Consider the following 26740-nt stretch of genomic DNA (forward strand, 5'->3'; position numbering starts at 1 on the left):
CCGATCACTCATCAACTTTTTCCCTTTAGTGGGGTTGGTGTGTGCGAAGAGTCTTTATTCGCCTTTCTGGTTGTGATGAGAGAATGCGCCCCGTTTTGTGGGGTGTGCATGACATAGTTTTTGGTGTTCGCGTTCGCTGTGCGGTTCTTGGACCACTACCGCTGACAACTCTGTTTTTGTGGGGTTGTGGTGGTGGTTTGTTGGTTTTGCGGTGGTGATAGTGGTGGGGAAACGCCCGGTTAACCGTTCCGATCCCGGTAGCTAAGCCCATTCGCGCTGATGGTACTGCAACTTGGTGGTTGTGGGAGAGTAAGTGACTGCCGCAATATTTTTTAGTGGTGATGGCCTCGTCCAGTTTTTGGGCGGGGCCATTACTGTATTCACGAACGGGTGTGCTGCCGGTGCTTATTACTACCTGACGGGGGTACTGCTACCTGGCGCGGGGTTGCTGGGCCGCCATCAGGTAGCAATAGTGAGGAAGGTTCGGAAGGCTTCGGCGCCGGTGACTTGTAGGTCACTGTCTGTGTGGACGTAGTCCTCGGCGCGGAGCACCATGCGGTGTTCGGTCAGGACCGTGCCGTTCTGACCGACAGCGCTTCGATCACCATTGGGGGAGTAGCCGAGCTTCTCCGATACCCGCCGGCTGGCGTCATTGCCGTCGAAGTACGCTGTGTCGAATCGTGCGGCACCGAAGTATCTGGTGAAGGCTTCGATGATCATCCTTCGCATTCTGGTGCCGTATCCGCAGCCCTGTTCAGGCAGCGCCAACCATGATCCTGTCGAGACTGTCCTCGTGAGTGGAAACCGACGTCCGGTCACACCCTGAACTCCGATGGCGCGGCCATTGACCCTGACCGTGAACTCGATCGTCCACTCATCTACGGTGAAGTTCCCTCTAGTGGACCAGTGGTATTGAGCGAGGCTTCGTGCTACCTGCTCATCGGTGCCCGAGTCCCAATTGACGAGGAAGGCTTCGATTCCATCACGTCTCACTCCGCCTCGCGCGATCTGTGCGAGTTCCGGAATATCGGCCTCTCTTACGGGCGAGAGTTCCATATCACCTGATCGCAGATGAAGTGCGAACGGCGGCCAGATCTCCGAGATGTCCATGTGCCTTGTGTCCATTCTTTCGTGTTCAGTGGCCCTGGAACTGCGCGGAAGACTTATATCCCACTTGAAGTGACCGGACAGCGCTGTCCATTATCTGGTCGCTCGGATTGTTGTTATACGGGTCACGGTATGTTTGTGCGCATGAGTCTACATCCATCACTGCAGCCAATCTTCGACACAGTGCTCCAACGTAACCCTGGAGAGTCGGAGTTTCACCAAGCGGTACAGGAAGTTCTCTATTCCCTGGGCCCCGTCGTGGACAAGCACCCCGAATACCTGGAACTCTCCGCGCTCGAGCGGCTCTGCGAGCCCGAACGCCAGATCATCTTCCGGGTTCCCTGGATCGATGACTCCGGAGTCGTGCAGATCAACCGCGCCTTCCGCGTGCAGTTCAACTCGGCTCTCGGCCCCTACAAGGGCGGTCTGCGGTTCCACCCCTCGGTGAACCTCGGCATCGTCAAGTTCCTCGGTTTCGAGCAGATCTTCAAGAACGCCATCACCGGCCTGCCCATCGGCGGCGGCAAAGGCGGATCTGACTTCGACCCGAAGGGCCGCAGCGACCGCGAAGTCATGCGGTTCTGCCAGTCGTTCATGACCGAGCTGTACCGTCACATCGGTGAGTATCGCGATGTGCCCGCGGGCGACATCGGCGTCGGTGGTCGGGAGATCGGCTACCTCTTCGGCCAGTACAAGCGCATGACGAACTCCTATGAAGCAGGTGTGCTCACCGGCAAGGGACTGTCCTACGGCGGTTCCATGGTCCGTACCGAAGCCACCGGCTTCGGCGTCGTGTACTTCCTCAAGGACATGCTCGCCGCCGCGAAGAAGAACATCGACGGTCGCACTGTCTCGATCTCCGGTTCGGGAAATGTCGCAGTATTCGCCGCAGAGAAGGTCACGGCCTTCGGCGGCACCGTCATCACGATGTCCGACTCGGCCGGCTTCATCCATGACCCGGACGGAATCGACACCGAACTCGTCAAGCGCATCAAGTTCGAAGAGCGGGGACGCATCTCCGAATACGTGGAGCAGCGCGGGGGACGCGCGACCTACCACGAGGGTGGAAACGTGTGGGACGTCGAGGTCGACGTCGCACTGCCATGTGCGACTCAGAACGAGCTCGACGGGGACTCGGCTGCGACTCTGGTCAAGAACGGAGTTATCGCCCTCGCCGAAGGCGCGAACATGCCCTGCACGCCGGAAGCCGTGAAGATCTTCTCCGAGGCTGGCGTCCTCTTCGCCCCCGGCAAGGCCGCAAACGCCGGCGGTGTCGCGACCAGTGCGCTCGAAATGCAGCAGAACGCCAGCCGCGACTCGTGGGACTTCGACTTCACCGAGGCGCGCCTGGCCGAGATCATGGGCGATGTCCACGACAGCTGCGCGGCTGCGGCCGACGAGTTCGGCCAGCCCGGAGACTACGTCGCCGGTGCCAACATCGCAGGTTTCATCCGCGTTTCCGAGGCAATGCTCGCTCAGGGAGTCGTCTGATCGTCTGGTCCATCGGCGGCCGGGCGACCAAAGCGCCTGTGCACAGCCGACAGGACGGCCGCGATCAGCGCTGACAGCCGAGGCTGACAACCCAAACGACAAGACAGGCTCTGCTCAGAACCCGTGAACTTCTCCACGAAGCCGTCGGTCCTGAGCAGAGCCTCTGTCGTACGCTGTGAGCCCGCGATCGACCCCGATAGCTGTGTCCTGCCTGTCGGTCCGTGTCGACCGTGCTGGGTGGGTTCGTGATCAGGGACCGGTCAGAGCCAGACGAGAAGGTCAGCGCTTTCCGATGGTTCCGTAGCCTTTTCGCCAACGCAGCAGGGGACGACTCGTTCCCGCATCGGCGCCCGCGCCCATGGACACCACCTCCCCGACGACGAGATTGTGGGTCGCAACCTCGAGCACCTCGGTGAGCTTGAGCTCGAACCAGGCGATTGCCTCGGTGAGCACCGGCTGTCCGGCATGAGGGGCGGGAAAAGTGTCGATGCCTTTGAGCGATCCGTACAGTGGTTGGCCCGAAGCGCCGAGGCGTTCGGAGATGTCGCGCTGGTCGGAGTTGAGCAGCGAGATCGCAAAGTGGGAACTCGTCTCCAGAGTCTCCATCATCCGAGAGCCGGAATAGACGCTGACGGCCATCGTCGGGGGATCGTACGACACGTCGAGAAAGGAATCGACGGTGATCGCATGCAGGGCACTGCCACGGGTAGCGGAGACCACGGCGACCGCCGCAGCGATGTCGTCGCTGAGCTCGCGGTAGCGTTCTGTGAGGGAATCGTCGTAGGCCTGGTCCATGACTCTCATTCTAGGGAACTACAATGGAGCCATGACCATTCCAGCTTCAGGCGGTTCAGCAACGATCGAGCGCGAGCAGTCCGAGCAGCTAGTCGAGCCCGGCGATCACGAGCGCTTCAGCCACTACGCGCCCAAGGACAAGATCATGGAGTCCATGGTGACCGGGACTCCGCTGATCGCCTTGTGCGGAAAGGTGTGGGTCCCCACGCGCGACCCCGAGCGGTTCCCGATCTGCCCCAAGTGCAAAGAGATCTACGAGACAATGTCCGAAGGACCGCAGGAGTAGATGTCCGCGGATCGTCTCCCAACAGCACCAGGGACCTCCGCGGCAGAACAGCTTCCACCGGCATTCCCCGAGCGCGCAGCATGGGGAACGGCGGGAAAGCTGCGTGCCTGGCAGGCTGAGGCTCTCGAACTCTACTTCCAGAAGCAGCCCAAGGACTTCCTCGCGGTCGCGACCCCAGGAGCAGGTAAGACCACCTTCGCTCTGCGGCTGGCGGCCGAACTGCTGGCACAGCGAGTCGTCAACCGTGTCACAGTCGTCGCTCCCACCGAACACCTCAAGGTGCAGTGGGCCGACTCGGCAGCACGCGTGGGCATCAAGCTCGACCCGCACTTCAAGAACTCCCAGGGCAAACACGCACCCGGCTACCACGGAGTGGCTCTGACCTACGCGCAGGTCGCTGCCAAACCCGTTCTCCACCACAACCGGACGGCCGCCGGCCGCACTCTGGTCATCCTCGACGAGGTCCACCACGGAGGTGACGCCCTGTCGTGGGGCGATGCCGTGCGAGAGGCCTTCGGCCCTGCGGTCCGTCGGCTGTCCCTGACCGGAACACCGTTCCGTTCCGACACCTCACCGATCCCATTCGTCACCTACGCACCCGACGAGAACGGCATCCGCACCTCGGTGGCGGACTATTCCTACGGCTACGGTCGAGCGCTCAAGGACTCCGTCGTCCGCCCGGTCCTCTTCCTCGCCTACGCCGGCGCCATGACCTGGCGGACCAAGGCCGGCGACGAGATGTCGCACGTCCTGGGCGAGGAGACGACGAAGGACATCAACTCGCAGGCCTGGCGCACGGCCCTCGACCCGAAGGGCGACTGGATCCCGGCGGTCCTCAAAGCCGCAGATATGCGATTGACCGAGGTCCGACGCACCGTCCACGACGCCGGCGGCCTCGTCATCGCCACCGACCAAGAGGCGGCCCGAGCCTACGCCAAACGACTGCACGAGATCACCGGTGAGAAGCCGACCGTTGTGCTCTCCGACGAGGCGGGAGCCTCGGAGCGGATCGAACAGTTCCAGAACTCGACCGACCGGTGGATGGTCGCCGTGCGGATGGTCTCCGAAGGCGTCGACGTTCCCCGATTGTGTGTCGGCGTCTACGCGACCTCCTCGTCGACGCCGCTGTTCTTCGCGCAGGCCATCGGGCGCTTCGTGCGTGCCCGCAAACGCGGCGAGACCGCCTCGGTGTTCCTGCCCTCAGTGCCCGTGCTGCTGGCCCTGGCGAACTCGATGGAAGCCGAACGCGATCATGCCCTCGATCGCCCGAAGAACGAGGACGAGAACGATGTCGTCGTCTTCGACGATCAGGCCATGGAGCAGGCGAACCGCAACGAGGGCGCCTCGTCGGACCAGCTCGGTTCCTTCGAAGCGCTCGGCGCCGAAGCCCTGTTCGACCGTGTCCTCTACGACGGCGGTGAATTCGGCACCGGCGGAGCCATCGGCTCCGAGGATGAACTCGACTTCATCGGCATCCCCGGCCTGCTCGAACCCGATCAGGTGCGTGAGCTGCTGAGCACTCAGCAGGCCCGGCAGGCGAAGCGCAAGACCGCGGCGGCTCCTCCGGCCCCTGAGACGGAGACGAGCGAGCTCGAGCACCGAGCGATGAAGGAAGAGCGCAACCAGCTCCAGAGCCTCGTGGGCGCTTGGTCCAGACGTACCGGAACGCCGCACCAGAACGTTCACGTCGAACTGCGCAAGGCATGTGGGGGACCGGCCGTCGCTCAAGCCACGCGGGAGCAGATCCAGGCTCGGATCAAGAAGCTGCAGGGCTGGTTCGTCGGCAAGAAGTGAGCACCGGATGTCGGCAGGGGAGACCCTGTCGGCATGAGGCTGACGAAGCCGCCGAGGCAGACGCACTGTCTGCCTCGGCGGCTTCGTCGATTCGCGGTGGGCCGGGTGTGGATCAGGCGGAGTAGAACACGGTGGGAATGGCGGGCTCGCCGTCCTGCAGGCGCCTGGCCGAACGCGGCAGCTCCGCCAAAGACTCGTCATGTCGGGCGCAGGCCTTCTTCACTCCTGCCGCGCCGATGAACGACTCATCGACCTCACCGTCGACGACGAGATCGACGCTGAGCCGACGGCCTTCGCCGAGATCATCGGGCAGGCTCGGAATGCCGACGGCTTCCTCCACGGCGATCGGACCGTCGATGAGGCGCAGCGCTTCCTTGTGTCCGCCGCGTGAGGGCTTGCCGGAGGAGTTCTTGGCCACCGAGGTCCACTCGCCGGCCTCATCGGCACGAGCCACGAGCTTGTACACCAGGCCGGCGGCCGGGGCACCTGAACCGGTGACCACCCGCGTGCCGACACCGTAGGAGTCGACGGGCGAGGCGGCCAATGCGGCGATCGCATACTCGTCGAGATCGCTCGTGACGGTGATCGTCGTGTCGCGGGCGCCGAGGCGGTCAAGGCTCTCGCGCACCTCACTGGCCTGTTCGATGAGGTCGCCGGAATCGATGCGCACTCCGCCGAGGTTCGGCCCGGCCAGCTCGATCGCCGTGGTCAGCGCCTCCTCGACGTCATAGGTGTCCAGGAGCAGAGTCGTATCGGTGCCGAGCGACTTCAGCTGAGCGGCGAAGGCCTCCCGCTCGGAATCGTGGAGCAGGGTGAACGAGTGGGCCGAGGTGCCGATCGTGCGCAGACCGTACTGCAGGCCGGCGGCCAGGTTCGACGTCGAGGCGAAGCCGCCGATGACCGCGGCCCGAGCCGCAGCCACGGCCGCATGCTCGTTCGTGCGTCGCCCGCCCATCTCCGCGCAGGGGCGATCGCCGGCCGCCTGAGCCATTCGGGACGCTGCCGAGGCGACCGCACAGTCATAGTTCATCGCCGACAGGATGAGCGTCTCCAAGATGACGCCCTCGGCGAACGTCGATTCGATCGTCAGCAGCGGTGAGCCGGGGAAGTAGATCTCCCCTTCTGCATAGCCGCGGATATTGCCGGAGAACCGATAGTCGGCCAACCAGTCGATGGTGCGCTTGTCGACGATGTTCTCCCTGCTGAGGAACGAGAGCTCGGCATCGTCGAAGCGGAAGTCGCGGATCATCTCGAGGATCCGACCGGTGCCGGCGACGACACCGTAGCGGCGACCTGCGGGAAGGCTGCGGCCGAACACCTCGAAGAGGCTCTTCCGGTGAGCGGCACCGGATTCCAGGGCCGCCTGCACCATCGTCAATTCGTACTGATCCGTGAAGAACGCCGTCGAATCGGTCCGTGTGAGATCACTCATAGGCGCGATCTTACGTCACGACAGCGTCAGTGTTCTGCCGTATGGTGGAAACGTGAGCAACCCAACGACACCAGTCCTGGAGCCGGAGGTCGACGTCCGACCCTCCGAGAACCTGGCCAAGCCCTGGCGGACCGTGGTCTTCAACGACCCGGTCAACCTCATGAGCTATGTCAGTTTCGTGTTCCAGACCTACTTCGGCTACTCCGAGGAGAAAGCCCACTCACTCATGCTCGAAGTCCATGAGAACGGGCGCTCCGTCGTTGCCACCGGAGGCCGCGAAGCCATGGAACGAGACACCCAAGCGATGCACGAATACGGCCTGTGGGCCGCGTGCCAACCCGATTCAGGATCCGACTGACACATGGCCGCTATCGACGCACGAGGGGACGATGTCGTCCTCACCCTGCAAGACAACGAACGCTCGCTCATGCTCACGGTGTTCACCGATCTTGCGGCTCTGCTGGCCGAAGACAGCGACAGCGATGACGACCGTCCGGACTCGGAGAACTGGGAAGCCCGGCTCGGACTCGTCGACCGTCCCCGTCCGGAGGACCCGGCGCTGCTGCGGCTGCTGCCCGACGTCGATCCCGAGGACGATGAGCGTTCAGCGGAGTTCCGCCGCCTCACCGAGTTCGATCTCAAACAGGCCAAAGCGCACAATGTGCGCATCGTGCTGCTGGGACTGAGCAAGGGCAATGACATCTCCCTGACACGGGACGAGGTGCTCGCCTGGATGAAGGGCCTCAACGATCTGCGACTCGTCCTCGCTGTCCGCCTCGGGATCGACACCGAGGAGGCGCAGGAGGAGAAGTACGCCCACCGTGAGGACCTCTCCGAATCCGAAGGCCTCACCCTGACCCTGTACGACTTCCTGACGTGGATTCAGGACCGACTGACGACGACCTTGCTCGGCCAGACGCAAGGGGATGACGAGATATGAGACTCACCGCAATCGGCACCGCAGGCTCCTTCCCAGGACGCGGCGCCCTCGCCAGCTGCTACCTCATCGAAACCGATGAGGACACACCCACTCGCATCATCCTCGATCTCGGGTCCGGTGCGCTCAGCCCCCTGCAGGAGACGGTCGACACCGATCGTCTCTCCGGAATCGTGCTCAGCCACCTCCATCCGGATCACTGCATGGATATGACCGGCCTCTACGTCAAACACTGCTTCGACCCGAAGTTCTTCAACGGCGACATCTCCGACACGGGAACGATCCGCACGCGCACTCCGGTGTTCGCGCCGGCCGGTGCGAAGGAACGCCTGTCCAGGGCCTATTACACGGATCCCGGAAAGTCCCCGGTGGCCAACGGGGGAGACGACTCGGACTTCGACCACGCCTTCGAATTCACCGACATCGACCACGGCAGTCGTCACCAGATCGGCTCCCTGACCATCGAATCCTTCCTCGTCGACCACCCCGTCGAGGCCTATGCTCTGCGGATCACGGATGCGGCCGGCAAGGTCATCACGTATTCGGGCGACAGCGATGAGTGCGACAACCTCGTCGCAGCGGCGAAAGACGCCGACCTCTTCCTCTGCGAAGCCGCTTTCCAGGAAGACCGCGACACTGCGCGCGGCATCCACCTCACCGGCAAGCGCGCCGGACGGGTGGCGCAGAACGCCGAAGCGTCCGCGCTCGTGCTCACCCACATCCCGGTCTGGACCGACTGCTCCATCGTTCGCGGTGAGGCGGCCGGGGAGTACCGTGGACCCATCGAGCTGGCGAAGCCCGGAGCCACCTGGACCGTGTGAGCCGGCGACGATCGCCGGCGACCAGCAGACACCACCACCGAGACGAAAGAGGCAGACAGTGCGAGCAGACGGCCGTGCAGCAGACGAACTCCGTGAAGTCCGGATCACTCCGGACTGGATCAACACAGCCGAAGGGTCCGCGCTGGTGGAATTCGGCAACACCCGCGTCCTCTGCGCGGCCTCACTGACCGAAGGCGTGCCCCGTTGGCTCAAGGGCCAGGGCCGCGGCTGGGTCACCGCCGAATACGCCATGCTCCCGCGCGCCACCGATTCCCGCAGCACCCGCGAATCGGTCAAGGGCAAACAGGGCGGACGCACTCACGAGATCTCCCGTCTCATCGGCCGCAGCCTGCGCGCCGTCATCGACATGGACAAGCTCGGAGAGAACACCCTCGTCCTCGACTGCGACGTCCTCCAGGCCGACGGCGGCACCCGCACTGCCTCGATCACCGGTGCCTACGTTGCGCTGGCGAAGGCCATCGACAAGGGGCGCTCGACCGGGTTGATCCCCGCCGCCCACCAGCCGCTCATCGACTCAGTGGCGGCCGTCAGCGTCGGCATCATCGACGGAGAGCCCCTCCTCGACCTGCCGTACGTCGAAGACTCCCGCGCCGAGACGGACATGAACGTCGTCATGACCGGGTCCGGAAAGTTCATCGAAGTCCAGGGCACCGCGGAGGGCGCACCGTTCGACCGCGATGAGCTCGGCAAACTGCTCGACCTCGCCGGCCACGGGTGCACCGAACTCACCCGCATCCAGTCCGAAGTGCTCGCCGGATGACGACCTTCGTCCTCGCCACTCACAATGAGGGCAAGAAGCGCGAGCTGCTGACCATCCTCGGGCCCGTCCTCGGTGCTGATACCCAGGTGCTCACCGCCGCCGAGGCTGGACTCGGCGATGTCGCCGAAACCGGAGTCACGTTCACCGAGAACGCGCTGATCAAGGCGCGTGCCGCGGCCGCTGCGACAGGACACACCGCCATCGCCGACGACTCGGGAATCAGCGTCGACGTGCTCGGCGGTGCACCGGGCATCTTCTCCGCTCGCTGGTCCGGCCGGCACGGAGACGATCGTGCGAACCTCGAACTCCTGCTCGCTCAGCTGGGCGACATCGCGGCCGAACACCGCGGAGCGCAGTTCCGCTGCGCGGCGGCCGCTGTGACCGCCGACGGTCGCGAGTTCACCGCCGAAGGAGTCATGCCCGGGCGCCTGGCCACCGAACCCAAGGGTGAGAACGGCTTCGGCTACGACCCGATCTTCGTGCCCGATGGTTCCGAACTCAGCGCCGCCGAGATGAGGCCTGAGGAGAAGAATTCACGCTCCCACCGCCGATTCGCCTTCGACGCACTGGCCGCGATTCTCGCCGACGAGCCGAATCTCTGAAGCACCTGCTCGAGACGCCCACCATCTGAACACAGCCGCCTCACCAGCTGAGAACTTCGGATACACTGACGATGCTTGAGTGTTGGCGAACGACCCTCTTGGTGGTCGGCGAAATCGAGGAGAACAATGAAGACTCCGCGCATCATGACGTGGGTGGCGGCAGCGGCCGCCACGAGCCTGCTGATCACAGGCTGTTCGGCCGGCGCCTCCGACACCGGAGGCGATGCGCAGAAGAAGGACTCGATGACGATCGCCTTCACCGCCGAACCGGTCAACCTCGACTTCACCTCCACCTCGGGAGTCGCCATTCCCGAAGCGCTGATGGAGAACGTCTACGAATCGCTCGTCCGCCTGGACGGCGAGGGGGAGATCCAGCCCGCACTGGCCAAGGACTGGACACTGTCCGATGACCGCAAGACCTACAGCTTCGAACTCCAGGATGGTGTGAAGTTCTCCAATGGTGCGGACTTCACCAGCGAAGACGTCAAGTACTCCTATGAGCGAGTGCAGAAGGACTGGAAGAACGCGCTGAAGTCGAAGATGGACATCGTCGAGTCCATCGAAACCCCGGACGACTCCACCGTCACGATCGAACTGAAGAAGCCGTCGAACACCTGGCTGTTCAACCTCACCAGCCTCGTCGGGGCCGTCTTCGACACCGAAGGCACCGACGACCTGGCGAACGAAGCCATCGGCACCGGTCCCTTCGCGATCGAGAAGTTCACACGCGGGCAGTCCATCGACTTCGCCGCTCGCGACGACTACTGGGGCGAGAAACCGTCCCTGAACTCGGTCCAGTTCAAATACTTCAAGGATGCGGTTTCGGCCTCGAACGCCCTGAAGTCCGGAGAGATCGACCTCGTCTCCAACCTCCAGGCACCCGAACTTGCCGGAGAGTTCCAAAGCGACGACTATCAGATCGTCTCCGGCACCACGAACGGCGAAGTCGTGCTGTCGATGAACAACGCCGAGGGCATCTTCAAAGACAAGAAGGCCCGTGAAGCCGTGATGCACGCGATCGACCGCAAGGCCGTCCTCGACACGGCCTGGGCGGGTTACGGCGAGCTCATCGGCTCGATGGTGCCCCCGACCGACCCCTACTACGAAGACCTCACCGGGGTGTGGAAGTACGACCCGAAGAAGGCCAAACAGCTCGTCGACGAAGCCGGGATCAAGGGCGAGGAATTCGCCTTCACCGTGCCGAACCTGCCGTACGCGAAGGCGATCTCCGAAATCGTCTCCGCGCAGCTCGAAGAGGTCGGACTCAAGGCGAAGATCTCGACTCAGGAGTTCCCCGCCGTGTGGTTGGACAAGACCTTCACCGAACACGACTACGACATGTCGGTGATCAACCACGCAGAACCGCGCGACATCCTCACCGTGTTCTCGAAGGACTACTACATCGGCTACGACGATTCGACCATCAAGGAGCTGGCAGACAAAGCCGATACCGGAACCGAAGACGAGTACATCTCGGGAATGAAGAAGATCGCGCGGACGATCGCCGAGGATGCCGCCTCGGACTTCCTGTTCCTGTTCCCGAATCTCGTCATTGCCAAGTCCGGAGTCGAGGGGATACCCGCCAACCGCGTCTCGGACGCATTCAAGATCGCCGACCTCAGCTGGTCCTGACCGCGCACGTCGATGCTCACCTACGCAATCAACCGCGCGATCCAGTTCGCGCTGTCCCTCCTCGTCGCCTCGGTGGTGATCTTCGCCCTGATGAGCCTGCTGCCGGGCAATGCGGCACAGGTGGCGCTGGGAACGAACGCCACCCCGGAGGCAGTAGCGTCGCTCGAAGCCCAATACGGGCTTGATCGGCCACCTCTCATCCGGTACCTCGACTGGATGGGAGGAATGCTCACCGGAGACTTCGGCACCTCCTACGTCACCGGTGCCGAGATCACTCCCGTCATCGTCGACAGCGTCCAGGTCACGGCGATCCTCGTCATCGCCGCCATCGCCGTGTCCATCCTCATCGCCGTGCCCCTGGGCACCTTCGCCGCCCTCGAGCAGCGCAACTGGATCGGCGTGACGATCTCGGCGATCAGCCAGGTCGGCATCGCGATCCCGAACTTCCTGGCCGCGATCATCCTCGTCATCATCTTCTCTCTGACCCTCGGATGGTTCCCGTCCCAAGGCTGGATGGCTCCGATCGAGGGCCTCGGCGGCTTCCTTCTCCGCCTCGTCCTGCCGGTCGTGTCGCTTGCTCTCGTGCAGGCGGCGGTCCTCACCCGCTACGTCCGATCCGCCGTGCTCGATGTGATGCGGGAAGACTATATCCGCACCGCCCGGGCCAAGGGACTGACCAAGACGAAGGCGCTGTTCGCGCACGGACTGCGCAATGCGGCGATTCCCGTCATCACTGTCGCCGGAGTCCAACTGGCCACCCTGCTGGTCGGGGCCGTGATCATCGAACAGATCTTCGTTCTGCCCGGAATCGGCTCCGAACTCGTCCGCGCCGTCGCCAACCGTGACCTCGTAGCGGTGCAGGGCATCGTCATGGTCCTCGTCCTGCTCGTGCTCATCATCAACCTCATCGTCGACATCCTCGTGCCCATCGTCGACCCCCGGATCAGGAACGCCGCATGAACCCGACCCCGACCAGTGCCCAGAGCCCCAGCGACCACGTCGATCCCGTCGCTCTAGACGCGACCGACGCGACCGCCTCGGCGAAGATCCGGCCGGGCCGGTCCCGCAGGAGCGGACGGCGGGCGAACGCATCGATGATCATCGGCGCGGGCCTCGTCGTGCTCATCGTCGGACTCGCTCTCATCTCCTTCGTGTGGACCCCGTACGACCCGACCACGATCGACCCCGCCGCCCGATTGCAGAGCGGCAGCCTCACCCACCCGTTCGGCACCGACACCTTCGGACGGGACACGCTGACCTGGGTGATGGTCGGGGCGCGGATCACGCTGCTCGTCGGGGTCGTCGCCGTCGGCATCGCCCTGCTCATCGGCACCCCGATCGGAATCATCTCCGCCTTCTTCGCGAAACAGCCGTGGGGAATGTGGATCGACGCGGTGATCATGCGGGCCAACGACATCCTGTTGGCCTTCCCCGCGCTGCTGCTGGCGATCATCTTCGCCGCCGTCTACTCGCCGGGGACGGGACCGGCCATGGTCGCCGTCGGCATCGCCGCGATCCCCGGCTTCGCGCGCGTCGCACGCTCCGGCACGCTGCAGGTGCTGGGCTCCGAATACGTCCGCGCCGCGCGAGCTTCGAACCGTCGGATCCCGGCCATCGCCGTCGTCCACGTGCTGCCGAACATCGCCGGAATGGTCATCGTCCAGGCGTCCGTGGCCTTCGCGATCTCCGTCCTCGCCGAGGCGGGGCTGTCCTTCCTCGGACTCGGTACCCAGGCCCCGACCCCGTCGTGGGGCCGGATGCTGCAGGAGTCCCAGCAGTACCTGTCCACCCACCCCGAGCTTGCTCTGTGGCCGGGAGTGTTCATTGCACTCGCGGTGCTCGGATTCAATCTCTTGGGCGATGGGCTGCGCGACCGGTTCGACCCGAAGATGGAGGCGCGAGGTGCCTGAGAACCTGCTCGAGGTCCGTGACCTCACCATCACCCCTGCCGGAGCGGACGCTCCGGTGCTCCACGATGTCAGCCTCAGCCTGGCGCCGGGCGAGCGGGTCGGACTCATCGGCGAATCCGGGTCGGGGAAATCGCTGACCGCCCAGTCCGTGATGGGTCTGCTGCCAGAAGAGCTGCACGCCCGTGGCCAGGTGCACCTGCAGGGGCACTCCGGGAACCTTCTCGAAGCGAACGAGAAGACCCTGGCCGGGCTGCGCTCGGACATCGTGTCCATGGTGTTCCAGGAACCCATGAGCGCCCTCAATCCGCTCATGCGCATCGGCGACCAGATCGCCGAAGTGCTGCGCCTCCATGGCAAGGCGCCGCGGGGGCAGATTCCGACGCGTGTGCTCGAACTGCTCCGCGACGTCCACATGCCCGACCCCGACAGCGACCGGTTCGCCTACCCGCACCAGCTGTCGGGCGGGCAGCGGCAGCGGGTCATGCTCGCGATCGCCCTGGCCAATTCGCCGAGGCTGCTCATCTGCGACGAGCCCACCACCGCCCTCGACGTCACCGTGCAGAAGCATATGCTCGACCTCATCGCCGAGAGGGTCTCGGCGGTGGAGGCCGGACTGCTGTTCATCACTCACGACCTCGCGGTCGTCGCCGGAGTCTGCGATCGGGTCATCGTCATGTATCGCGGACGCATCGTCGAGTCCGGCAGCGTCGACGAGATCTTCACCGCGCCCAAGCACGAGTACACGCGAGGGCTCCTGGCATCCTCGGATCTCGAAGCCACAGATGACCGCGGCCGACTCTTCACACTCAAGACCGCGCTCGCCTACTCGGGGCCGCAGATCGGCGAAGCAGAGGCTTCGGTCGATGTGAGGGAGCCGGGGGATCTTCGCGACGAACCGCAGATCTCGACCCGACCGGATCACACCGGCATGTCCGTCGCGGGGTCGACGGACGAAGACAGCGTCAGGACCACCTCGGCGAGGGACGGGGCCGGAGCCGCCTCGGTGAGGGATGACCACCGAACCCCCTCGGTGAGGGAATCGGCACCGCTCATCGAGGTCTCGGACGTCACCCGGATCTTCCGCGGACGCGGACTCTTCGGTCGCAGACGATCGGACGTCACCGCCCTGGGCGGGATCGACTTCAGCGTCGCGGCCGGAGCCCGCCTGGGCATCGTGGGGGAGTCGGGATCGGGGAAGTCGACGCTGCTGAACATCCTCTCCGGCCTCGACCGACCGACCACCGGGCATGTGCGCGTCGGCGACATCCGGGTCGAAGCCGCGAGCTCACAGGCTCTGCGCCGCCTGCGCGAGAACCTGCAGATCGTGTTCCAGGATCCGTTCGCCTCGCTCGACCCGCGGATGCGCATCGCCGACATCGTCGCCGAACCGCTCATCGCCGCCGGAGTCGACAAGGACGAACGCGCAGCACGGGTCGAGGAGATGATCGCCGCCGTCGACCTCGACCAGGACTCCCTGCGCCGGTACCCGCACCAGTTCTCCGGCGGGCAGCGACAGCGCATCTCGATCGCCCGGGCCCTCGTGACCAGGCCGCAGATCCTCGTCGCCGACGAACCGGTCTCCGCCCTCGACGTCTCGGTGCGTGCGCAGGTCCTCAACCTGCTCACCGACCTCGTCGACGAGTACGCGCTGACTCTCCTCTTCGTCTCCCACGACCTCGGCGTCGTCAAACACCTGTGCTCCGAGGTCATCGTCATGAGAGCCGGACAGATCGTCGAATCGGGTGCGACGGAGGACATCTACGCGAACCCGCAGGACGAGTACACGCGGCGCCTCATCGCCGCCACCCCGAGCCTGGCCGAAGCACTCACGGCCGGATAGACCGGCTCGCGCGCAGGGCGCCACGAACCATCGAGAGAAAGGGCAGCATATGACCACATCGCTTGCCGACCGCAGCGCGGCCGAAATGGCAGCCGGATTCGCCGGCGGGGACTTCGACCCGGTCGAGGTGCACTCCGCGGTCGTCGACCGCATGGACGACTGCGAACCGACCATCAACGCCCTGTTCCACCGCGACGACGAACGCTCCCGGGACGCCGCCGCTGCCAGCGCAGCACGCTGGCGAGAGGGACGACCGTTGAGCGACCTCGACGGGGTGCCCGTGACGATCAAGGAGAACATCGCCCGCCGCGGAGTTCCGCTGCCCAGCGGCCACGCCTGGGTGGAGATGCCGGTGGCCGGCCACGATGCCCCGATCACCGAGCGTCTCGAAGAAGCCGGAGCCGTCGTCCTCGGGTCGACGACGATGCCCGACTGGGGAATGCTCTCCTCAGGAGTGTCCTCTCTGCACGGAATCACCCGTTCACCGCTGGACCCGAGCCTGACGACCGGAGGGTCGAGCGCCGGAGCCGGAGCCGCGGCAGCCGCCGGATACGGACCCATCCACATCGGCTCCGACATCGGCGGATCCATCCGCCTGCCATGCACGTGGCTCGGTCTGGCCGGGCTCAAGCCCAGCTTCGGCCGCGTGCCTCTCGACGCCCCCTACCTGGGCAGATGTGCGGGACCGCTGGCGCGGACGATGGCCGACGTCAAAGCCGCCATGGACATCATCTCCGCCCCGGACGATCGCGACTATTCGCGGCTGCCGCGCTTCGCCGCCGATGATGCGCAGTCTCTGCCGGGCAGCGACTCGGCTGGAGCCTTCGACCCGCGGGGACTGCGCATCGGCGTGCAGCTCGACGCCGGGTGCGGGGTCGCCGCAGCGGCGCAGGTGCGCTCGGCCGTCACCGAGGCGGCAGAGAGGTTCTCTGCGGCCGGTGCAGAAATCGTCACGGTCGATCCTTTCATCGACGATGATCACCTCCGCGACATGGATCTGTTCTGGCGGGTCCGGTCGTGGGCCGACCTCAAGGCGCTGCCTGTCGACGAACAGGCGCTCATTCTGCCTTATATCCAGCAGTGGGCACAGGACGGAGCCGATACCAGCGGAGTCGACCTGATGCGCTGCTATCACAGCGTTCAGGAGATCCGGCGGCGGACGGTCGAAGCAACTGCCGAGTTCGACCTGGTCATCTCGCCGACAGCTCCGGAAGCGGCATTCCCGGCCGAGCAGCCGATGCCGTACCCGCAGGTGCACGAACCGATGGGGCATATCGGGTTCACCATGCCGTTCAACATGTCAGAACAGCCTGCGGCGACGGTGTTGGCCGGATCCATGGACGACGGTCGGACCATCGGAGTGCAGATCGCCGGACGACGGTTCGCCGACGAACTCGTCATGGCCGCCGGTGCCTGGTTCGAAGCCGCGGCCGACCTCGAGCTGCCGACTCGGTCGGTCGGAGTCTGAGAGAACGACGACAGCGGGCCTGTGACGACCGGGAATCGGTCGTCACAGGCCCGCTGTGACTTGGACGTCGCCTCGGTGACGGTGGGTGTCTCACCTCGGGGAGGTGAGGTGCACCGTGTCGGCGGTGGACCCTGGGGTCAGAAGTCGAAGAATTCGACCGAGAGCTTGTCTCCGTCGATCTTCACGCTTCCGGACACCGACAGGGAGTTGCCGTTGGAGAAGTACGAGGAGCCGGCCCTCTTGCCGTCGACGGAGAAGTTGAACTTGCCTGGCTTCTCGGTGAAGAACGAGCCGGTGTTCGTGTCTCCGGCGCCGAAGCTGGCCTTCACCTTCGGCATCTCCTTCATGTCCCATTTGGCGGTGTTCTTCTTCGCCAGATCATCGAGCTTCTTGTCCGAACCGCCGACTGGGATCTCGGTCGGGTCGTACTTGATGAAGTCGCACTTCGGCTCGATGCTCTTGTTGTCGAAGCACTTCTTGAGCTCCTTCTCGACCTGTTTCTGAACTTCCTTGTCGAAGGCGCCGGTCGGGGACAGATCGAGGTTGAGGGTGGTGGGGGACACCTGGCCCTTGTTCGGCTGTCCGCCGGGGGCGAAGGCCTTCGGGAAGTTCACTTTGGCCGTATCGGAAGCTTCGGAGATCCACTTGCTCTTCGGAATCGTGAAGTCGTAGCTGCCGGGGTAGACAGCGAACGACGTGGTGCCCGACTTCGCCTTGTAGTCCTCGCCGTTGACGGCGAGACCGTCGGCAGCGGGGATATCGAGGGAGATGACGTTGAGGTCGGGGCCCTTCATCGTCCACTTGTCGAAGAACAGGTCCTGTTTGCCGTCCTTCGTCGCAGAGAGCTCCACATTGTAGGGGCTGCCGTCGAGCTCGTAGGACACGACGACGGTGCCCTTGTCCCCGTCGGTCTTCGACGATTCGACCTTGGCCTTCTCGATCTTCGCCGATGAGGAATCGGTGAATTCCTTCTGCAGCAGATCGAGGTTCGTGCCCTCAGGCCGTGTCGAGGGGGCGATCTTCTCCGCGGCTGCGAAATCACCCTTGTTCAGGGCTTCGACGTAGTCCTCTGCGACCTTGTCGGGTCCGTACTTGTTCTTGTTCACGCTGCCGATGACGAAGAACCCGACGAGGACGAGGATGATGACCAGCGCGACCGCACCGAGGGTGATGAAGAGCGGAAGTTTGCTCTTCTTCTTATCGGGGCGATTGTCGGCACGCGTCGCGGTGCTCTGACCGCCGGCGAAACCCGGAGCCGGTGCAGGCTGCGGAATCGCCTGGGATGGACCGGAACCGGTCTGTTGGGCGTTCGGACCCGACCCCGTCTGATACTGCCCGGACTGGTTCTGGGCGGAGTTAAACTGGCCCGGCTGGTCCTGAGCGCCGGGGTACGGCTGATTAGACGCCCCCGGATATGCCGCATTCGAATACTGACCGCCTGGCTGTTGGACGCCCTGCGGCTGAGCGCCTTGCGATTGAGCCCCGGGGTAGCCGCCGTTCGGCTGCTGCGGGCTCTGGTACTGGTTGTTCGGATACTGCCCGTTCTGAGGCTGGTCACTCGGAGACGGGGCACCGGGATAGGGACCCGCCTGTGGGCCGCCCTGAACGTTGGCTCCGCCTTGCTGGCCGGAGTTGAAGGACTGATCGTTCTGGGCGCCGGGGCCCGAATACTGAGGCGGTTGGTTCTGCTGAGAAGCAGCCGGAGCGACCGTCGGTCGTTCCGGCGCATCGTTGCCCGGAGCTCCCAAGGGTGGTGCCTGGTCATCGGGCACCGAGGAACCGCTTCCGGACTGAGCCGAACCGCCGGTTGCGGTGGGGGCGTCATCGGAGACCGAACCCGGAAGGCCCTCATCCGTCGGCAACTCCGACTCGGGCTTCGACCCGCTGCTCTCCGGAGGCTCGCTGGGTGGTGGCGGGAAATTGGGGTGATCGTTCCCGTTGCTCATCGTGGGGTCATCCTTTGCGTGTACAAGCCTGTCCTGGCGCAATTGTACTTCCCGGAGCAGGGAATCGCGTGGTCAATACCGGGAAGCCGAGCCGGGTTAGGCGAAAATGGTCCTGATGCACACTTCTCCTCACCCTCAGCCCTACCGTCGGACGATCTTCGCAGCCCTCATGGAAGTCGTGAAGATCGACCTCATCGTCGTTCCCGCGGGATTCGTCGTCGCCATCGTCTTCTGGATCATCGGGCTCGGCTCGCAGCTGCCGTACTCGGCGATTCCCGAATGGGCGTTCGCACTGTGGGGGACGGTGTCAGGACTGAGTGTCTCGTCCCTCGGATTCGACTTCTCGCTGGCGCCGAGCCTCGTGACTGTCGGCCTGTGGCTGCTGGTGGCAACGGGGGCCAAACGAGTCGCCCGCAGCACGGCAGCGGACAGCCCGGCCGAGAGCGACGACGATCCCGGCGGATGGTGGGCGCTCATGGGTACAGCTCTGGGCACCTTCGTCGTGGCCTACGCCGCTCCTCTGCTCGTCGCGGCGGTCCTGGTCGGCCAGGCCACGGTGACTCCGCTCGGATTCCTTCGGCTCTTCCTCTTCCTCGTCACGGCTGTGGCGTGGGCCTTCATTCGGGTGCGAGGAATCGGTGACATCCCCGGACTGGCCGTGATCGCCGATGACACCTGGACTGTCTCCGTCGGACTCGCACGCCGTCTGCTGTGGGCCGCTGCGGCACTCGGTGCGATCGTGCTCGTCGTCGGAATCGTGATCCGCTGGAGCGATGTCGCCGACACTGTGCAGGTCTACAGCTCACCGGTCGCCGCAGGCATCGGTCTCATCGTCGTTCAGGCGCTCTTCGCCCCGAGCATCCTCTTCTCAGCCCTGTCGTGGACCGCCGGGACGGGAGTGAGCATCGGCGGGGCCGGGACGAGCTCTGCATTCACTTCGACCTCAGCGCCCGTGCCCGATGTGCACGTGCTGCAGCTGTTGGACGGTGACTATCCCGCCTGGACGGCGGCCGCACCGGCGCTTCTCGTGCTGCTCGGTCTGCTGTGCGTCATCCTCGGCCGCGACCGAGCCCGCGACATCGCCGCACAGTCGTGGATGGGACTGGGGCTTGCAATCGGGATACTGTTCGTCGCCCTCGAGGTGCTCGCACTGTTCGCCGGTGGGGCCTTGGGCCCGCTGGGTCTCTCCGGGTTCGGACCCTCGGCCCTGACGTCGGCGCTGGCGATCACTGGGTGGATCGGTGTGGGAATGGCCGCCGGCCTTCTGCTGATCAGACTCTCCGGTCTGCACGCCGAGTATTCCGAATTCGCCGAGGATGACGAAGAGTACCCCGACGACGAGGATGCCACAGCGGGCGCGTTCGAAGAGGACCGCACAACGGATGCGTTCGATGAGGACGAACCGGAATCGCTCGCCGACGACATCGTCGACGAAGACGAACCGCGTTAGACGAGGGCGCCGCCTCGGTGACGGATTGGGCTGCCTCGGTGAGGCAGCGTACTCACCGCGGCTGTGGCGCGAACGGAAGTCCGCCTCGGTGACGGGTCAGGCGTGAACCGAGGACATCCTCGGTGAGGGGATCAGCGCTGAATGACCTGGACCGTGGCCCCGTGGATCACTTGGTGCCGGGCAGATCGAGATCCTGGCCGGTGACCTGCTTGAACCAGTCACCCAGACCCGACTGATACTCACTCGAGCATGAGAGCTGCGCCTGTTGCGTGATCGCGTCGCGCAGGCATTCCTCGTACTTCGACTGCACCGGCCAGAGGATGACCGAGGACATCGTGGAGAAGATGAGGTAGATGCTGAGCAGACCGCCGAGGATGCCCAAGGACATGTTCCGGCGCTGCTTGGTCTTGACGACGGCGACGATGTACTTCACCGACCAGACGACTGCGGCGATGGCAAAGCCGATGGCGGCGAGCTTGAACGGCAGCTGATACGTGAACGTCAGCACCGAGGCGAGGATCAGCAGTATCAGGACGAGCCCGTGTCGTGCCGGTGCGGCCTGTGCCTCCTCTTCGGGAGTCGGCGCCTTCTTCTCTTCGGTATTCTGCGGTGACGTCACTGGATCAGTTTCTCACAGTCGACTGACAAATGCCTCGGCGGGCCGTGTCCGCACGATGACAGCAGGGCATCGTCCATGTGCTGCAGACGTTAGACTGTGCGGGTGCGCATCGTTCTTCTGGCATCAGGATCCGGTACCCTCACGCAGTCCGTCATCGACGCTTTCGCCGACGGGACCCGTGGAGTCGACATCGTCGCCATCGGGGCCGACTCGGACACCGCAGGGGTCCTGACCCGAGCCGAACAGCATGAGATTCCCTCCTTCGTCGTCCGGCCCAAGGACTTCGCCGACCGCGACGAGTGGAACCTGGCGCTGAAGGACACGGTGGCCGAGCTCGCCCCGGACTGGGTTGTCTCTGCCGGTTTCATGCGCATCCTCGGTCCCAGCTTCGTCGAGGCCTTCCCGTCCCGGATCATCAACACCCATCCGGCGCTGCTGCCGTCGTTCCCGGGTGCACACGGGGTCCGCGACGCGCTCGCCCATGGGGTGAAGCTGACCGGCGGAACCATTCACCTCGTCGACACCGGAGTCGACACCGGACCGATCATCACTCAGTACGCGGTGCCCATCGGCGATGACGACACCGAGGAGACCGTGCACGAGAACATCAAAGCCCGGGAACGCGAAGAGCTCGTGCGTCTGCTGGCACATCTGGCCCACACCGACCTCGTCGTCGAAGGGCGACATGTCCGCGGATATGTCGCCTCGGCGATGACCGCCCACTGACCCCGCCGTGAGAAGAACCGACCGGCAACCGAACCTCGAGGAGGATCTGTGACAGGAACCCGCGCGATCAAGAGAGCGCTGATCAGCGTCTACGACAAGACCGGGCTGGAGGAGCTGGCTCGCGGCCTCCACGCCGCCGGAGTCCAGATCGTGTCGACAGGATCAACGGCAGCGAAGATCGCCGAGGCGGGAGCCGCGGTGACGAAGGTCGAAGACCTCACCGGGTTCCCCGAGTGCCTCGAAGGGCGGGTCAAGACCCTTCATCCGCGCGTCCACGCCGGCATCCTCGCCGACTCCCGCAAGCCTGAGCACCTGGAACAGCTGTCCGAACTCGAGATCGAGCCCTTCGACCTCGTCGTCGTCAACCTCTATCCTTTCGCCGACACCGTCGCGAGCGGAGCCGGCTTCGATGACTGCATCGAACAGATCGACATCGGCGGACCCTCGATGGTGCGTGCGGCGGCGAAGAACCACCCCACGGTCACCGTCGTGACCGATCCGGCCGACTACTCGGCCGTGCTCGACGCAGCCGCCGGAGACGGCTTCGATATCGATGCCCGCCGCACCTTCGCCGCCCGCGCCTTCGCCCACACTGCCGCCTACGACGCGGCCGTCGCCTCCTGGTTCGCCGCGGAACTCGCCACCGATGAGAAGGCCGCATTCGCCGGCCTCATCGGAGAGAAGATCGCCGACCTGCGCTATGGAGAGAATCCGCACCAGGCTGCTGCCGTGTACTCCGACGGCACCGCCGGAATCGCCGGTGCGAAACTGCTCGGCGGCAAAGCGATGTCGTACAACAACTACATGGACACCGATGCCGCGATCCGCGCGGCATTCGACTTCGAGCAGCCGGCCGTCGCCATCATCAAGCATGCGAACCCTTGCGGAATCGCCGTCGGTGAGACCGCTGCCGCTGCGCACAAGTCCGCCCACGAATGCGATCCGCTGTCGGCCTACGGCGGTGTCATCGCCACGAACCGCGAGGTCGACGCAGAGCTCGCAGCATCGATCAAGCCGATCTTCACAGAATGCCTGGCCGCTCCGTCGTTCAGCGCCGAGGCACTTGAGATCCTCACGACGAAGAAGAACCTGCGACTGCTCGAACTCGGCGACATCGATGTGCCCACAGACGAGGTCAAGCCGATCAGCGGTGGGTTCCTCGTACAGGACCGCGACGCCTTCCAGGCGGACGGCGACTCCGTCGAGAACTGGACCCTGGCCGCTGGTCCGGCAGCTGCACCCGAGGTCCTCGCGGATCTCGAATTCGCGTGGAAGGCCGGACGGGCTGTGAAGTCCAACGCGATCCTGCTCGCCAAGGGGGGAGCCTCGGTGGGTGTGGGTATGGGGCAGGTCAACCGCGTCGACTCGGCCAAACTCGCTGTCGAACGTGCCGGAGCCGAACGCGCCACCGGTGCGGTCGCAGCCTCCGACGCCTTCTTCCCGTTCCCCGACGGTCTGCAGATCCTCATCGACGCAGGAGTCACCGCCGTGGTGCAGCCCGGCGGATCGATCCGCGACGATGAGGTCATCGCGGCCGCGGAGGCGGCAGGGATCACGATGTACCTGACCGGGAGCCGCCATTTCTTCCACTGAGATGAAGCGGACTCACCCCCGCCACGCACGGCGGGGGAGAGGGCCGATCGCGAAGCGATGGATCTACTGGAAACGGCGATACGCGCATCCCACTCGGCGTGACTGGGTGCTGCTCGGCTGTCTCCTGGGCGTCGTCGCCGCCGCGGCGTGCTCCGTCATCGATTTCCGCCTCGGTGCTGTCGTCCTCGCGGTCGTTCCTGCCGGTCTCGCCGGGTTCCGAGCGATGCCGCCGCCGTGGACCGAAGTGTGGGCGAATCGGTCGAAGGTCGTCGACATCACGACCTGTCTGGTGTTCGCCGGACTGCTGGTCGGGCTTGCGTTCCTCGTACCGCTGACCCGCTGAGGAGTCGGTCTCGGCGACGTTCTTTATGTACATTCGCTGAGAAAGGGGACGCGCAGGTGTCGTCACGTCGACAATAGTGGCAAGGTGAGTGGCGTCAGAGGTTCGCTTCGAACCTTTTCCGATGAAAGGAGACAGCATGGGACTCGACGATCTTACTAACAAAGCCAAGGACGCCTTGAATAGCGATAAGGGTGAAGAGATCAGCGACCAGGGCCTGGACAAGGCCTCGGACGCAGCCAACAATGTCACCGGTGGAAAGTTCGAAGACCAGATCAATCAGGGTCGCGACGGAGCCGATGACAAGCTCGGCAACGAATGATCTTTAATCCATAGCCGCGTCCGGCATGGATGAGCGCCGAGGAGAATGTGATTCTCCTCGGCGCTTTCTTGTGTTCTGGCTAGCGTCAGTCGATACCAACTATCGGGGCACGAGTGGCACCGCTGCGCGAGCGAACGGCTCAGTGCAGTGGATGCACGGCTTGGCCGTGCATCCACGTGCACCGTTGCCTCAGCTGAGTTTTTCGATCGGGGCGTAGCGCAGCAGCAGCCGCTTCGATCCGGCCGAACCGAAGTCGACGACGGCCACGGTCTTGTCTCCGACACCGTTGACTTCGGTGACGGTGCCGAGCCCGAAGGACTCGTGCGAGACCTTCTCGCCGACCTCGACGGAGATGACCTCACGATTGGGTCGGATCCGATTGGGGAATCCGGCAACCGGTGTCGACGAACTCGCACTCGAGCGTGAGCGGGAGCTGCCACCGGACGACCGTGACGACCCGAAGCCGCGTGATCCTCCCGAGTATCCGGACGAATAGCCGCCGGAGCCGAAACCTCCGGAACCGAAGCCGCCCGAAGCGAACCCGCCGGAGAAGCTGCCCGTGTTCTCCCAATTGATGAGGTTCTCCGGGATCTCGGACAGGAACCGGCTCGGCGGATTGTACTGAGGCTGACCCCACATGCTCCGGGTCTCGGCGCGAGTGACGAGCAGACGCTGCCGTGCACGCGTGAGCCCGACATACGCCAGACGCCGCTCCTCCGACAGCTCCTGCGGATTCTCGAAGGAACGCGAATGCGGGAATCCTCCGTCTTCGAGTCCGGTGAGGAAGACCACCGGGAACTCGAGTCCCTTGGCCGTGTGCAGAGTCATCAGTGTGATCTGACCGAGTTCGGCATCGGGGATCTGATCAGTGTCCGAGGCCAGAGCCACCTGTTCGAGGAACTGATCGATGGCCGCCGCGCCGACGCCCGGTGCAGCGGAGGCGTCTGCGGAACCGACGTCATCGACGTCGGGGTCGACCGCCTTGGCGGCGGTTTCGGTCTCTGTATCGGTCGTCTCAGGCACGGCGGTCGCCTCAGTGCCGGTGTCTGTGTTGGTGTCGTTGTCATCCGGGGTCTCCGGTTCCGCAACCGCGGCAGCCTCCCGAGTGGCGACGAAATCCTCGGCCACGGCGACGAGTTCGGCGAGGTTGTCGACACGGGACTCGTCCTGCGGATCGGTGCTCTTCTGCAGCGATTCGAGGTAACCGGACTGTTCGAGGATCGCCTCGATGACCCGGGAGAGCGGGGAGGACTCGGCGGTGGAGCGCAGATCCTGCATGAGGTCGTAGAACTTCTGCACCGAGGTCAGGGCGCGTGAACTCAGGTGCGGGATCTCGTCGAGGCGGCCCAGGGCGGTGAAGAAGCTGATGTTCTCCCGGTCGGCGAAGTCGGCGATGATGCCCTCGGTGCGGTCGCCGATGGAGCGTTTGGGCACATTGAGGATGCGGCGCAGATTGACGTCGTCATCGGGGTTGGCGACGACGCGCAGGTAGGCGAGGGCGTCCTTGATCTCCTTGCGCTCGTAGAAGCGGGTGCCGCCGACGACCTTGTACGGGATTCCGGAACGGACCAGCGCATCTTCGATGGCGCGCGACTGAGCGTTCGTGCGGTAGAACACGGCGAAGTCACCATAGGTGTACTTCTCCTCGTCGATGAGGTCATCGATGCGATCGACGATGAACCGGGCTTCACCTTGTTCGTTCTCGGCCACCCAGCCGACGATCTGCTCGCCGGAACCCTCCGAGGTCCACAGCTTCTTCTCCCGGCGGTCGGCGTTGTTCGCGATCACGGCATTGGCGGCGTCGAGGATGTTCTGCGTCGACCGATAGTTCTGTTCCAACAGAATGGTGTCAGCGTTCGGGAAGTCCTTCTCGAACTCGACGATGTTGCGCACCGTGGCGCCGCGGAAGGCATAGATCGACTGGTCGGCGTCGCCGACGACGGTGAGTTCGGCACCCGTCGGCCCTCCTGCGCCGTCACCGGCCAGGGCTTTGATCAGCGCATACTGTGCAGGGTTCGTGTCCTGGTACTCGTCCACGAGGATATGGCGGAACCGGCGCCGGTAGGAATCGGCCACCTCGGGGAAGGCGCCGAAGAGGTGGACGGTCTCCGCGATGAGGTCGTCGAAGTCGAAGGCATTGGCCAGCCGCAGACGGGAGGTGTAGCGCTTGAAGACGTCGGCGAGCACCTCGTCGGCGGGATCGTTGGGCCGCGGGATGAAGTCGTCGGGGGTCTGCAGGTCGTTCTTGAGGTTCGAGATTCGGTGCAGGATGGCCCGCGGGGCGTACTTCTTCGTGTCGAGGCCGAGCTCCTTGAGGATCTGGGCGACGAGTCGCTGGGCGTCCTGGGCGTCGTAGATCGTGAAATTCGACTTCATGCCCAGCACCTTCGCCTCGCGGCGGAGGATGCGCACACAGGAGGAGTGGAAGGTCGAGACCCACATGGAGCGGGAGGCAGGGCCGACGATCGAGGACACGCGTTCGGCCATCTCTTTCGCGGCCTTGTTCGTGAACGTGATCGCCAGGACTTCGCCGGGGTGGGCGCGACCGGTCGCCAAGGCGTAGGCGATGCGTCGGGTGAGCACCGTCGTCTTGCCCGATCCGGCTCCGGCGACGATGAGCAGCGGGGATCCCGTATGGATCACGGCCTCGCGCTGCCTGGGGTTGAGTCCGGTGAGGAGTTCGGCCGCTCGGGAGTCGGCGCCGGCGGCATGGTCGGTGTGTTCAGCTGCAGCAGTCATGTCGCCACCAACGATACCGTCAGCCTCAGACACGAGCTCACACCCCTCAGAACTACCTGACGGCGGCTCAGCAACCTCGCGCGAGGTTGCTGAGCCGCCGTCAGGTAGT

General features: G+C 64.6%; 24 protein-coding genes and 1 rRNA gene. 19 read left to right on the forward strand and 6 right to left on the reverse strand.

Going from position 1 to position 26740, the window contains the following annotated elements:
* Positions 1 to 207 precede the first annotated feature (207 nt).
* Positions 208 to 326 (forward strand): 5S ribosomal RNA (rrf, locus tag HK108_RS00005).
* 133 nt (positions 327 to 459) lie between these two features.
* On the opposite strand, the gene HK108_RS00010 is transcribed toward rrf, so the two are convergent.
* Positions 460 to 1125, reverse strand: coding sequence for a GNAT family N-acetyltransferase (locus HK108_RS00010; protein ID WP_308423754.1), 666 nt, complete (start codon positions 1123 to 1125; stop codon positions 460 to 462).
* Positions 1126 to 1251: 126 nt separating this feature from the next.
* Between HK108_RS00010 and gdhA the strand changes: the two genes are divergently transcribed.
* On the forward strand, positions 1252 to 2598 hold the full coding sequence (gene gdhA / locus HK108_RS00015; RefSeq protein ID WP_139907317.1) for an NADP-specific glutamate dehydrogenase: 1347 nt from the start codon (positions 1252 to 1254) through the stop codon (positions 2596 to 2598).
* Between the two features lie 279 nt (positions 2599 to 2877).
* Here the strand turns inward: gdhA and HK108_RS00020 are convergent, their stop codons facing one another.
* A complete protein-coding gene (locus tag HK108_RS00020) occupies positions 2878 to 3393 on the reverse strand; it encodes a flavin reductase family protein (protein WP_139907318.1) in 516 nt (171 codons plus the stop codon).
* Between the two features lie 31 nt (positions 3394 to 3424).
* On the opposite strand from HK108_RS00020, the gene HK108_RS00025 reads away from it, so the two are divergent.
* On the forward strand, positions 3425 to 3679 hold the full coding sequence (locus HK108_RS00025) for a DUF3039 domain-containing protein (RefSeq protein ID WP_035320920.1): 255 nt from the start codon (positions 3425 to 3427) through the stop codon (positions 3677 to 3679).
* Entirely contained in the window at positions 3680 to 5473 is a 1794-nt protein-coding gene (locus HK108_RS00030) for a DEAD/DEAH box helicase (RefSeq protein WP_139469693.1), read from the forward strand.
* A 112-nt stretch (positions 5474 to 5585) separates the two neighbouring features.
* Here the strand turns inward: HK108_RS00030 and HK108_RS00035 are convergent, their stop codons facing one another.
* Entirely contained in the window at positions 5586 to 6905 is a 1320-nt protein-coding gene (locus HK108_RS00035; protein WP_139907319.1) for a nicotinate phosphoribosyltransferase, read from the reverse strand.
* Between the two features lie 52 nt (positions 6906 to 6957).
* Here HK108_RS00035 and clpS point away from each other — a divergent pair, with 52 nt between their 5' ends.
* The 10 genes from clpS to HK108_RS00085 all read left to right on the forward strand — a co-directional run bounded on the left by clpS (position 6958) and on the right by HK108_RS00085 (position 16896).
* Entirely contained in the window at positions 6958 to 7263 is a 306-nt protein-coding gene (clpS, locus tag HK108_RS00040; RefSeq protein ID WP_101545203.1) for an ATP-dependent Clp protease adapter ClpS, read from the forward strand.
* A gap of 3 nt (positions 7264 to 7266) precedes the next feature.
* Positions 7267 to 7845 (forward strand): DUF2017 family protein, encoded by a 579-nt coding sequence (locus HK108_RS00045; RefSeq protein WP_181270282.1) that lies wholly within the window; start codon positions 7267 to 7269, stop codon positions 7843 to 7845.
* Positions 7842 to 8663, forward strand: a complete 822-nt coding sequence (locus tag HK108_RS00050; RefSeq protein WP_181270283.1) for an MBL fold metallo-hydrolase — start codon at positions 7842 to 7844, stop codon at positions 8661 to 8663. Before HK108_RS00045 ends, HK108_RS00050 begins: the two co-directional genes overlap by 4 nt.
* Positions 8664 to 8721: 58 nt before the next feature.
* Complete coding sequence (rph, locus tag HK108_RS00055) at positions 8722 to 9444, forward strand: ribonuclease PH (protein WP_139469689.1); 723 nt, start codon at positions 8722 to 8724, stop codon at positions 9442 to 9444.
* Positions 9441 to 10046: an RdgB/HAM1 family non-canonical purine NTP pyrophosphatase gene (gene rdgB / locus HK108_RS00060; protein WP_139907320.1), complete on the forward strand. Its 606-nt coding sequence runs from the start codon at positions 9441 to 9443 to the stop codon at positions 10044 to 10046. The genes rph and rdgB overlap by 4 nt, the downstream gene beginning before the upstream one ends.
* Positions 10047 to 10172: 126 nt before the next feature.
* Complete coding sequence (locus tag HK108_RS00065) at positions 10173 to 11678, forward strand: ABC transporter substrate-binding protein (protein ID WP_181270284.1); 1506 nt, start codon at positions 10173 to 10175, stop codon at positions 11676 to 11678.
* 12 nt (positions 11679 to 11690) lie between these two features.
* Positions 11691 to 12638, forward strand: a complete 948-nt coding sequence (locus tag HK108_RS00070) for an ABC transporter permease (protein WP_181270285.1) — start codon at positions 11691 to 11693, stop codon at positions 12636 to 12638.
* Entirely contained in the window at positions 12635 to 13588 is a 954-nt protein-coding gene (locus HK108_RS00075; protein WP_181270286.1) for an ABC transporter permease, read from the forward strand. The genes HK108_RS00070 and HK108_RS00075 overlap by 4 nt, the downstream gene beginning before the upstream one ends.
* Complete coding sequence (locus HK108_RS00080) at positions 13581 to 15428, forward strand: dipeptide ABC transporter ATP-binding protein (protein ID WP_181270287.1); 1848 nt, start codon at positions 13581 to 13583, stop codon at positions 15426 to 15428. The genes HK108_RS00075 and HK108_RS00080 overlap by 8 nt, the downstream gene beginning before the upstream one ends.
* Positions 15429 to 15477: 49 nt before the next feature.
* The gene (locus tag HK108_RS00085; protein WP_181270288.1) at positions 15478 to 16896 is read left to right on the forward strand and encodes an amidase; all 1419 of its coding nucleotides are present in this window, start codon (positions 15478 to 15480) and stop codon (positions 16894 to 16896) included.
* Positions 16897 to 17033: 137 nt separating this feature from the next.
* Here HK108_RS00085 and HK108_RS00090 read toward each other — a convergent pair whose 3' ends face one another.
* Complete coding sequence (locus HK108_RS00090) at positions 17034 to 18842, reverse strand: hypothetical protein (RefSeq protein ID WP_181270289.1); 1809 nt, start codon at positions 18840 to 18842, stop codon at positions 17034 to 17036.
* 115 nt (positions 18843 to 18957) lie between these two features.
* On the opposite strand from HK108_RS00090, the gene HK108_RS00095 reads away from it, so the two are divergent.
* Entirely contained in the window at positions 18958 to 20292 is a 1335-nt protein-coding gene (locus HK108_RS00095; RefSeq protein WP_181270290.1) for a cell division protein PerM, read from the forward strand.
* Between the two features lie 166 nt (positions 20293 to 20458).
* On the opposite strand, the gene HK108_RS00100 is transcribed toward HK108_RS00095, so the two are convergent.
* A complete protein-coding gene (locus tag HK108_RS00100) occupies positions 20459 to 20911 on the reverse strand; it encodes a hypothetical protein (protein WP_101545186.1) in 453 nt (150 codons plus the stop codon).
* A gap of 102 nt (positions 20912 to 21013) precedes the next feature.
* On the opposite strand from HK108_RS00100, the gene purN reads away from it, so the two are divergent.
* The 4 genes from purN to HK108_RS00120 all read left to right on the forward strand — a co-directional run bounded on the left by purN (position 21014) and on the right by HK108_RS00120 (position 23892).
* Positions 21014 to 21637 carry a phosphoribosylglycinamide formyltransferase gene (gene purN / locus HK108_RS00105; protein ID WP_139469680.1) on the forward strand — a complete coding sequence of 208 codons (624 nt, stop codon included), beginning with the start codon at positions 21014 to 21016 and terminating at the stop codon, positions 21635 to 21637.
* 48 nt (positions 21638 to 21685) lie between these two features.
* Positions 21686 to 23230 carry a bifunctional phosphoribosylaminoimidazolecarboxamide formyltransferase/IMP cyclohydrolase gene (purH, locus tag HK108_RS00110; RefSeq protein WP_181270291.1) on the forward strand — a complete coding sequence of 515 codons (1545 nt, stop codon included), beginning with the start codon at positions 21686 to 21688 and terminating at the stop codon, positions 23228 to 23230.
* 1 nt (position 23231) lies between these two features.
* The gene (locus tag HK108_RS00115) at positions 23232 to 23573 is read left to right on the forward strand and encodes a DUF3017 domain-containing protein (protein ID WP_181270292.1); all 342 of its coding nucleotides are present in this window, start codon (positions 23232 to 23234) and stop codon (positions 23571 to 23573) included.
* 136 nt (positions 23574 to 23709) lie between these two features.
* Entirely contained in the window at positions 23710 to 23892 is a 183-nt protein-coding gene (locus tag HK108_RS00120) for an antitoxin (RefSeq protein ID WP_139469677.1), read from the forward strand.
* Between the two features lie 189 nt (positions 23893 to 24081).
* Here HK108_RS00120 and HK108_RS00125 read toward each other — a convergent pair whose 3' ends face one another.
* Entirely contained in the window at positions 24082 to 26631 is a 2550-nt protein-coding gene (locus tag HK108_RS00125; protein WP_181270293.1) for a UvrD-helicase domain-containing protein, read from the reverse strand.
* Positions 26632 to 26740: the final 109 nt, after the last annotated feature.

The organism is Brevibacterium sediminis (assembly GCF_013623905.1).
Lineage (GTDB): Bacteria > Actinomycetota > Actinomycetes > Actinomycetales > Brevibacteriaceae > Brevibacterium > Brevibacterium sediminis.

Coding starts and splice junctions, on each gene's coding strand:
- HK108_RS00045 (WP_181270282.1), top strand. CDS start 7,267: ATGGCCGCTATCGACGCACGAGGGGACGATGTCGTCCTCACCCTGCAA.
- HK108_RS00095 (WP_181270290.1), top strand. CDS start 18,958: ATGCACACTTCTCCTCACCCTCAGCCCTACCGTCGGACGATCTTCGCA.
- HK108_RS00090 (WP_181270289.1), bottom strand. CDS start 18,842: ATGAGCAACGGGAACGATCACCCCAATTTCCCGCCACCACCCAGCGAG.
- HK108_RS00030 (WP_139469693.1), top strand. CDS start 3,680: ATGTCCGCGGATCGTCTCCCAACAGCACCAGGGACCTCCGCGGCAGAA.
- rdgB (WP_139907320.1), top strand. CDS start 9,441: ATGACGACCTTCGTCCTCGCCACTCACAATGAGGGCAAGAAGCGCGAG.
- HK108_RS00085 (WP_181270288.1), top strand. CDS start 15,478: ATGACCACATCGCTTGCCGACCGCAGCGCGGCCGAAATGGCAGCCGGA.
- HK108_RS00010 (WP_308423754.1), bottom strand. CDS start 1,125: ATGGACACAAGGCACATGGACATCTCGGAGATCTGGCCGCCGTTCGCA.
- gdhA (WP_139907317.1), top strand. CDS start 1,252: ATGAGTCTACATCCATCACTGCAGCCAATCTTCGACACAGTGCTCCAA.
- HK108_RS00065 (WP_181270284.1), top strand. CDS start 10,173: ATGAAGACTCCGCGCATCATGACGTGGGTGGCGGCAGCGGCCGCCACG.
- HK108_RS00125 (WP_181270293.1), bottom strand. CDS start 26,631: ATGACTGCTGCAGCTGAACACACCGACCATGCCGCCGGCGCCGACTCC.
- HK108_RS00050 (WP_181270283.1), top strand. CDS start 7,842: ATGAGACTCACCGCAATCGGCACCGCAGGCTCCTTCCCAGGACGCGGC.
- HK108_RS00025 (WP_035320920.1), top strand. CDS start 3,425: ATGACCATTCCAGCTTCAGGCGGTTCAGCAACGATCGAGCGCGAGCAG.
- HK108_RS00035 (WP_139907319.1), bottom strand. CDS start 6,905: ATGAGTGATCTCACACGGACCGATTCGACGGCGTTCTTCACGGATCAG.
- HK108_RS00070 (WP_181270285.1), top strand. CDS start 11,691: ATGCTCACCTACGCAATCAACCGCGCGATCCAGTTCGCGCTGTCCCTC.
- HK108_RS00115 (WP_181270292.1), top strand. CDS start 23,232: ATGAAGCGGACTCACCCCCGCCACGCACGGCGGGGGAGAGGGCCGATC.
- HK108_RS00020 (WP_139907318.1), bottom strand. CDS start 3,393: ATGGACCAGGCCTACGACGATTCCCTCACAGAACGCTACCGCGAGCTC.
- HK108_RS00120 (WP_139469677.1), top strand. CDS start 23,710: ATGGGACTCGACGATCTTACTAACAAAGCCAAGGACGCCTTGAATAGC.
- HK108_RS00075 (WP_181270286.1), top strand. CDS start 12,635: ATGAACCCGACCCCGACCAGTGCCCAGAGCCCCAGCGACCACGTCGAT.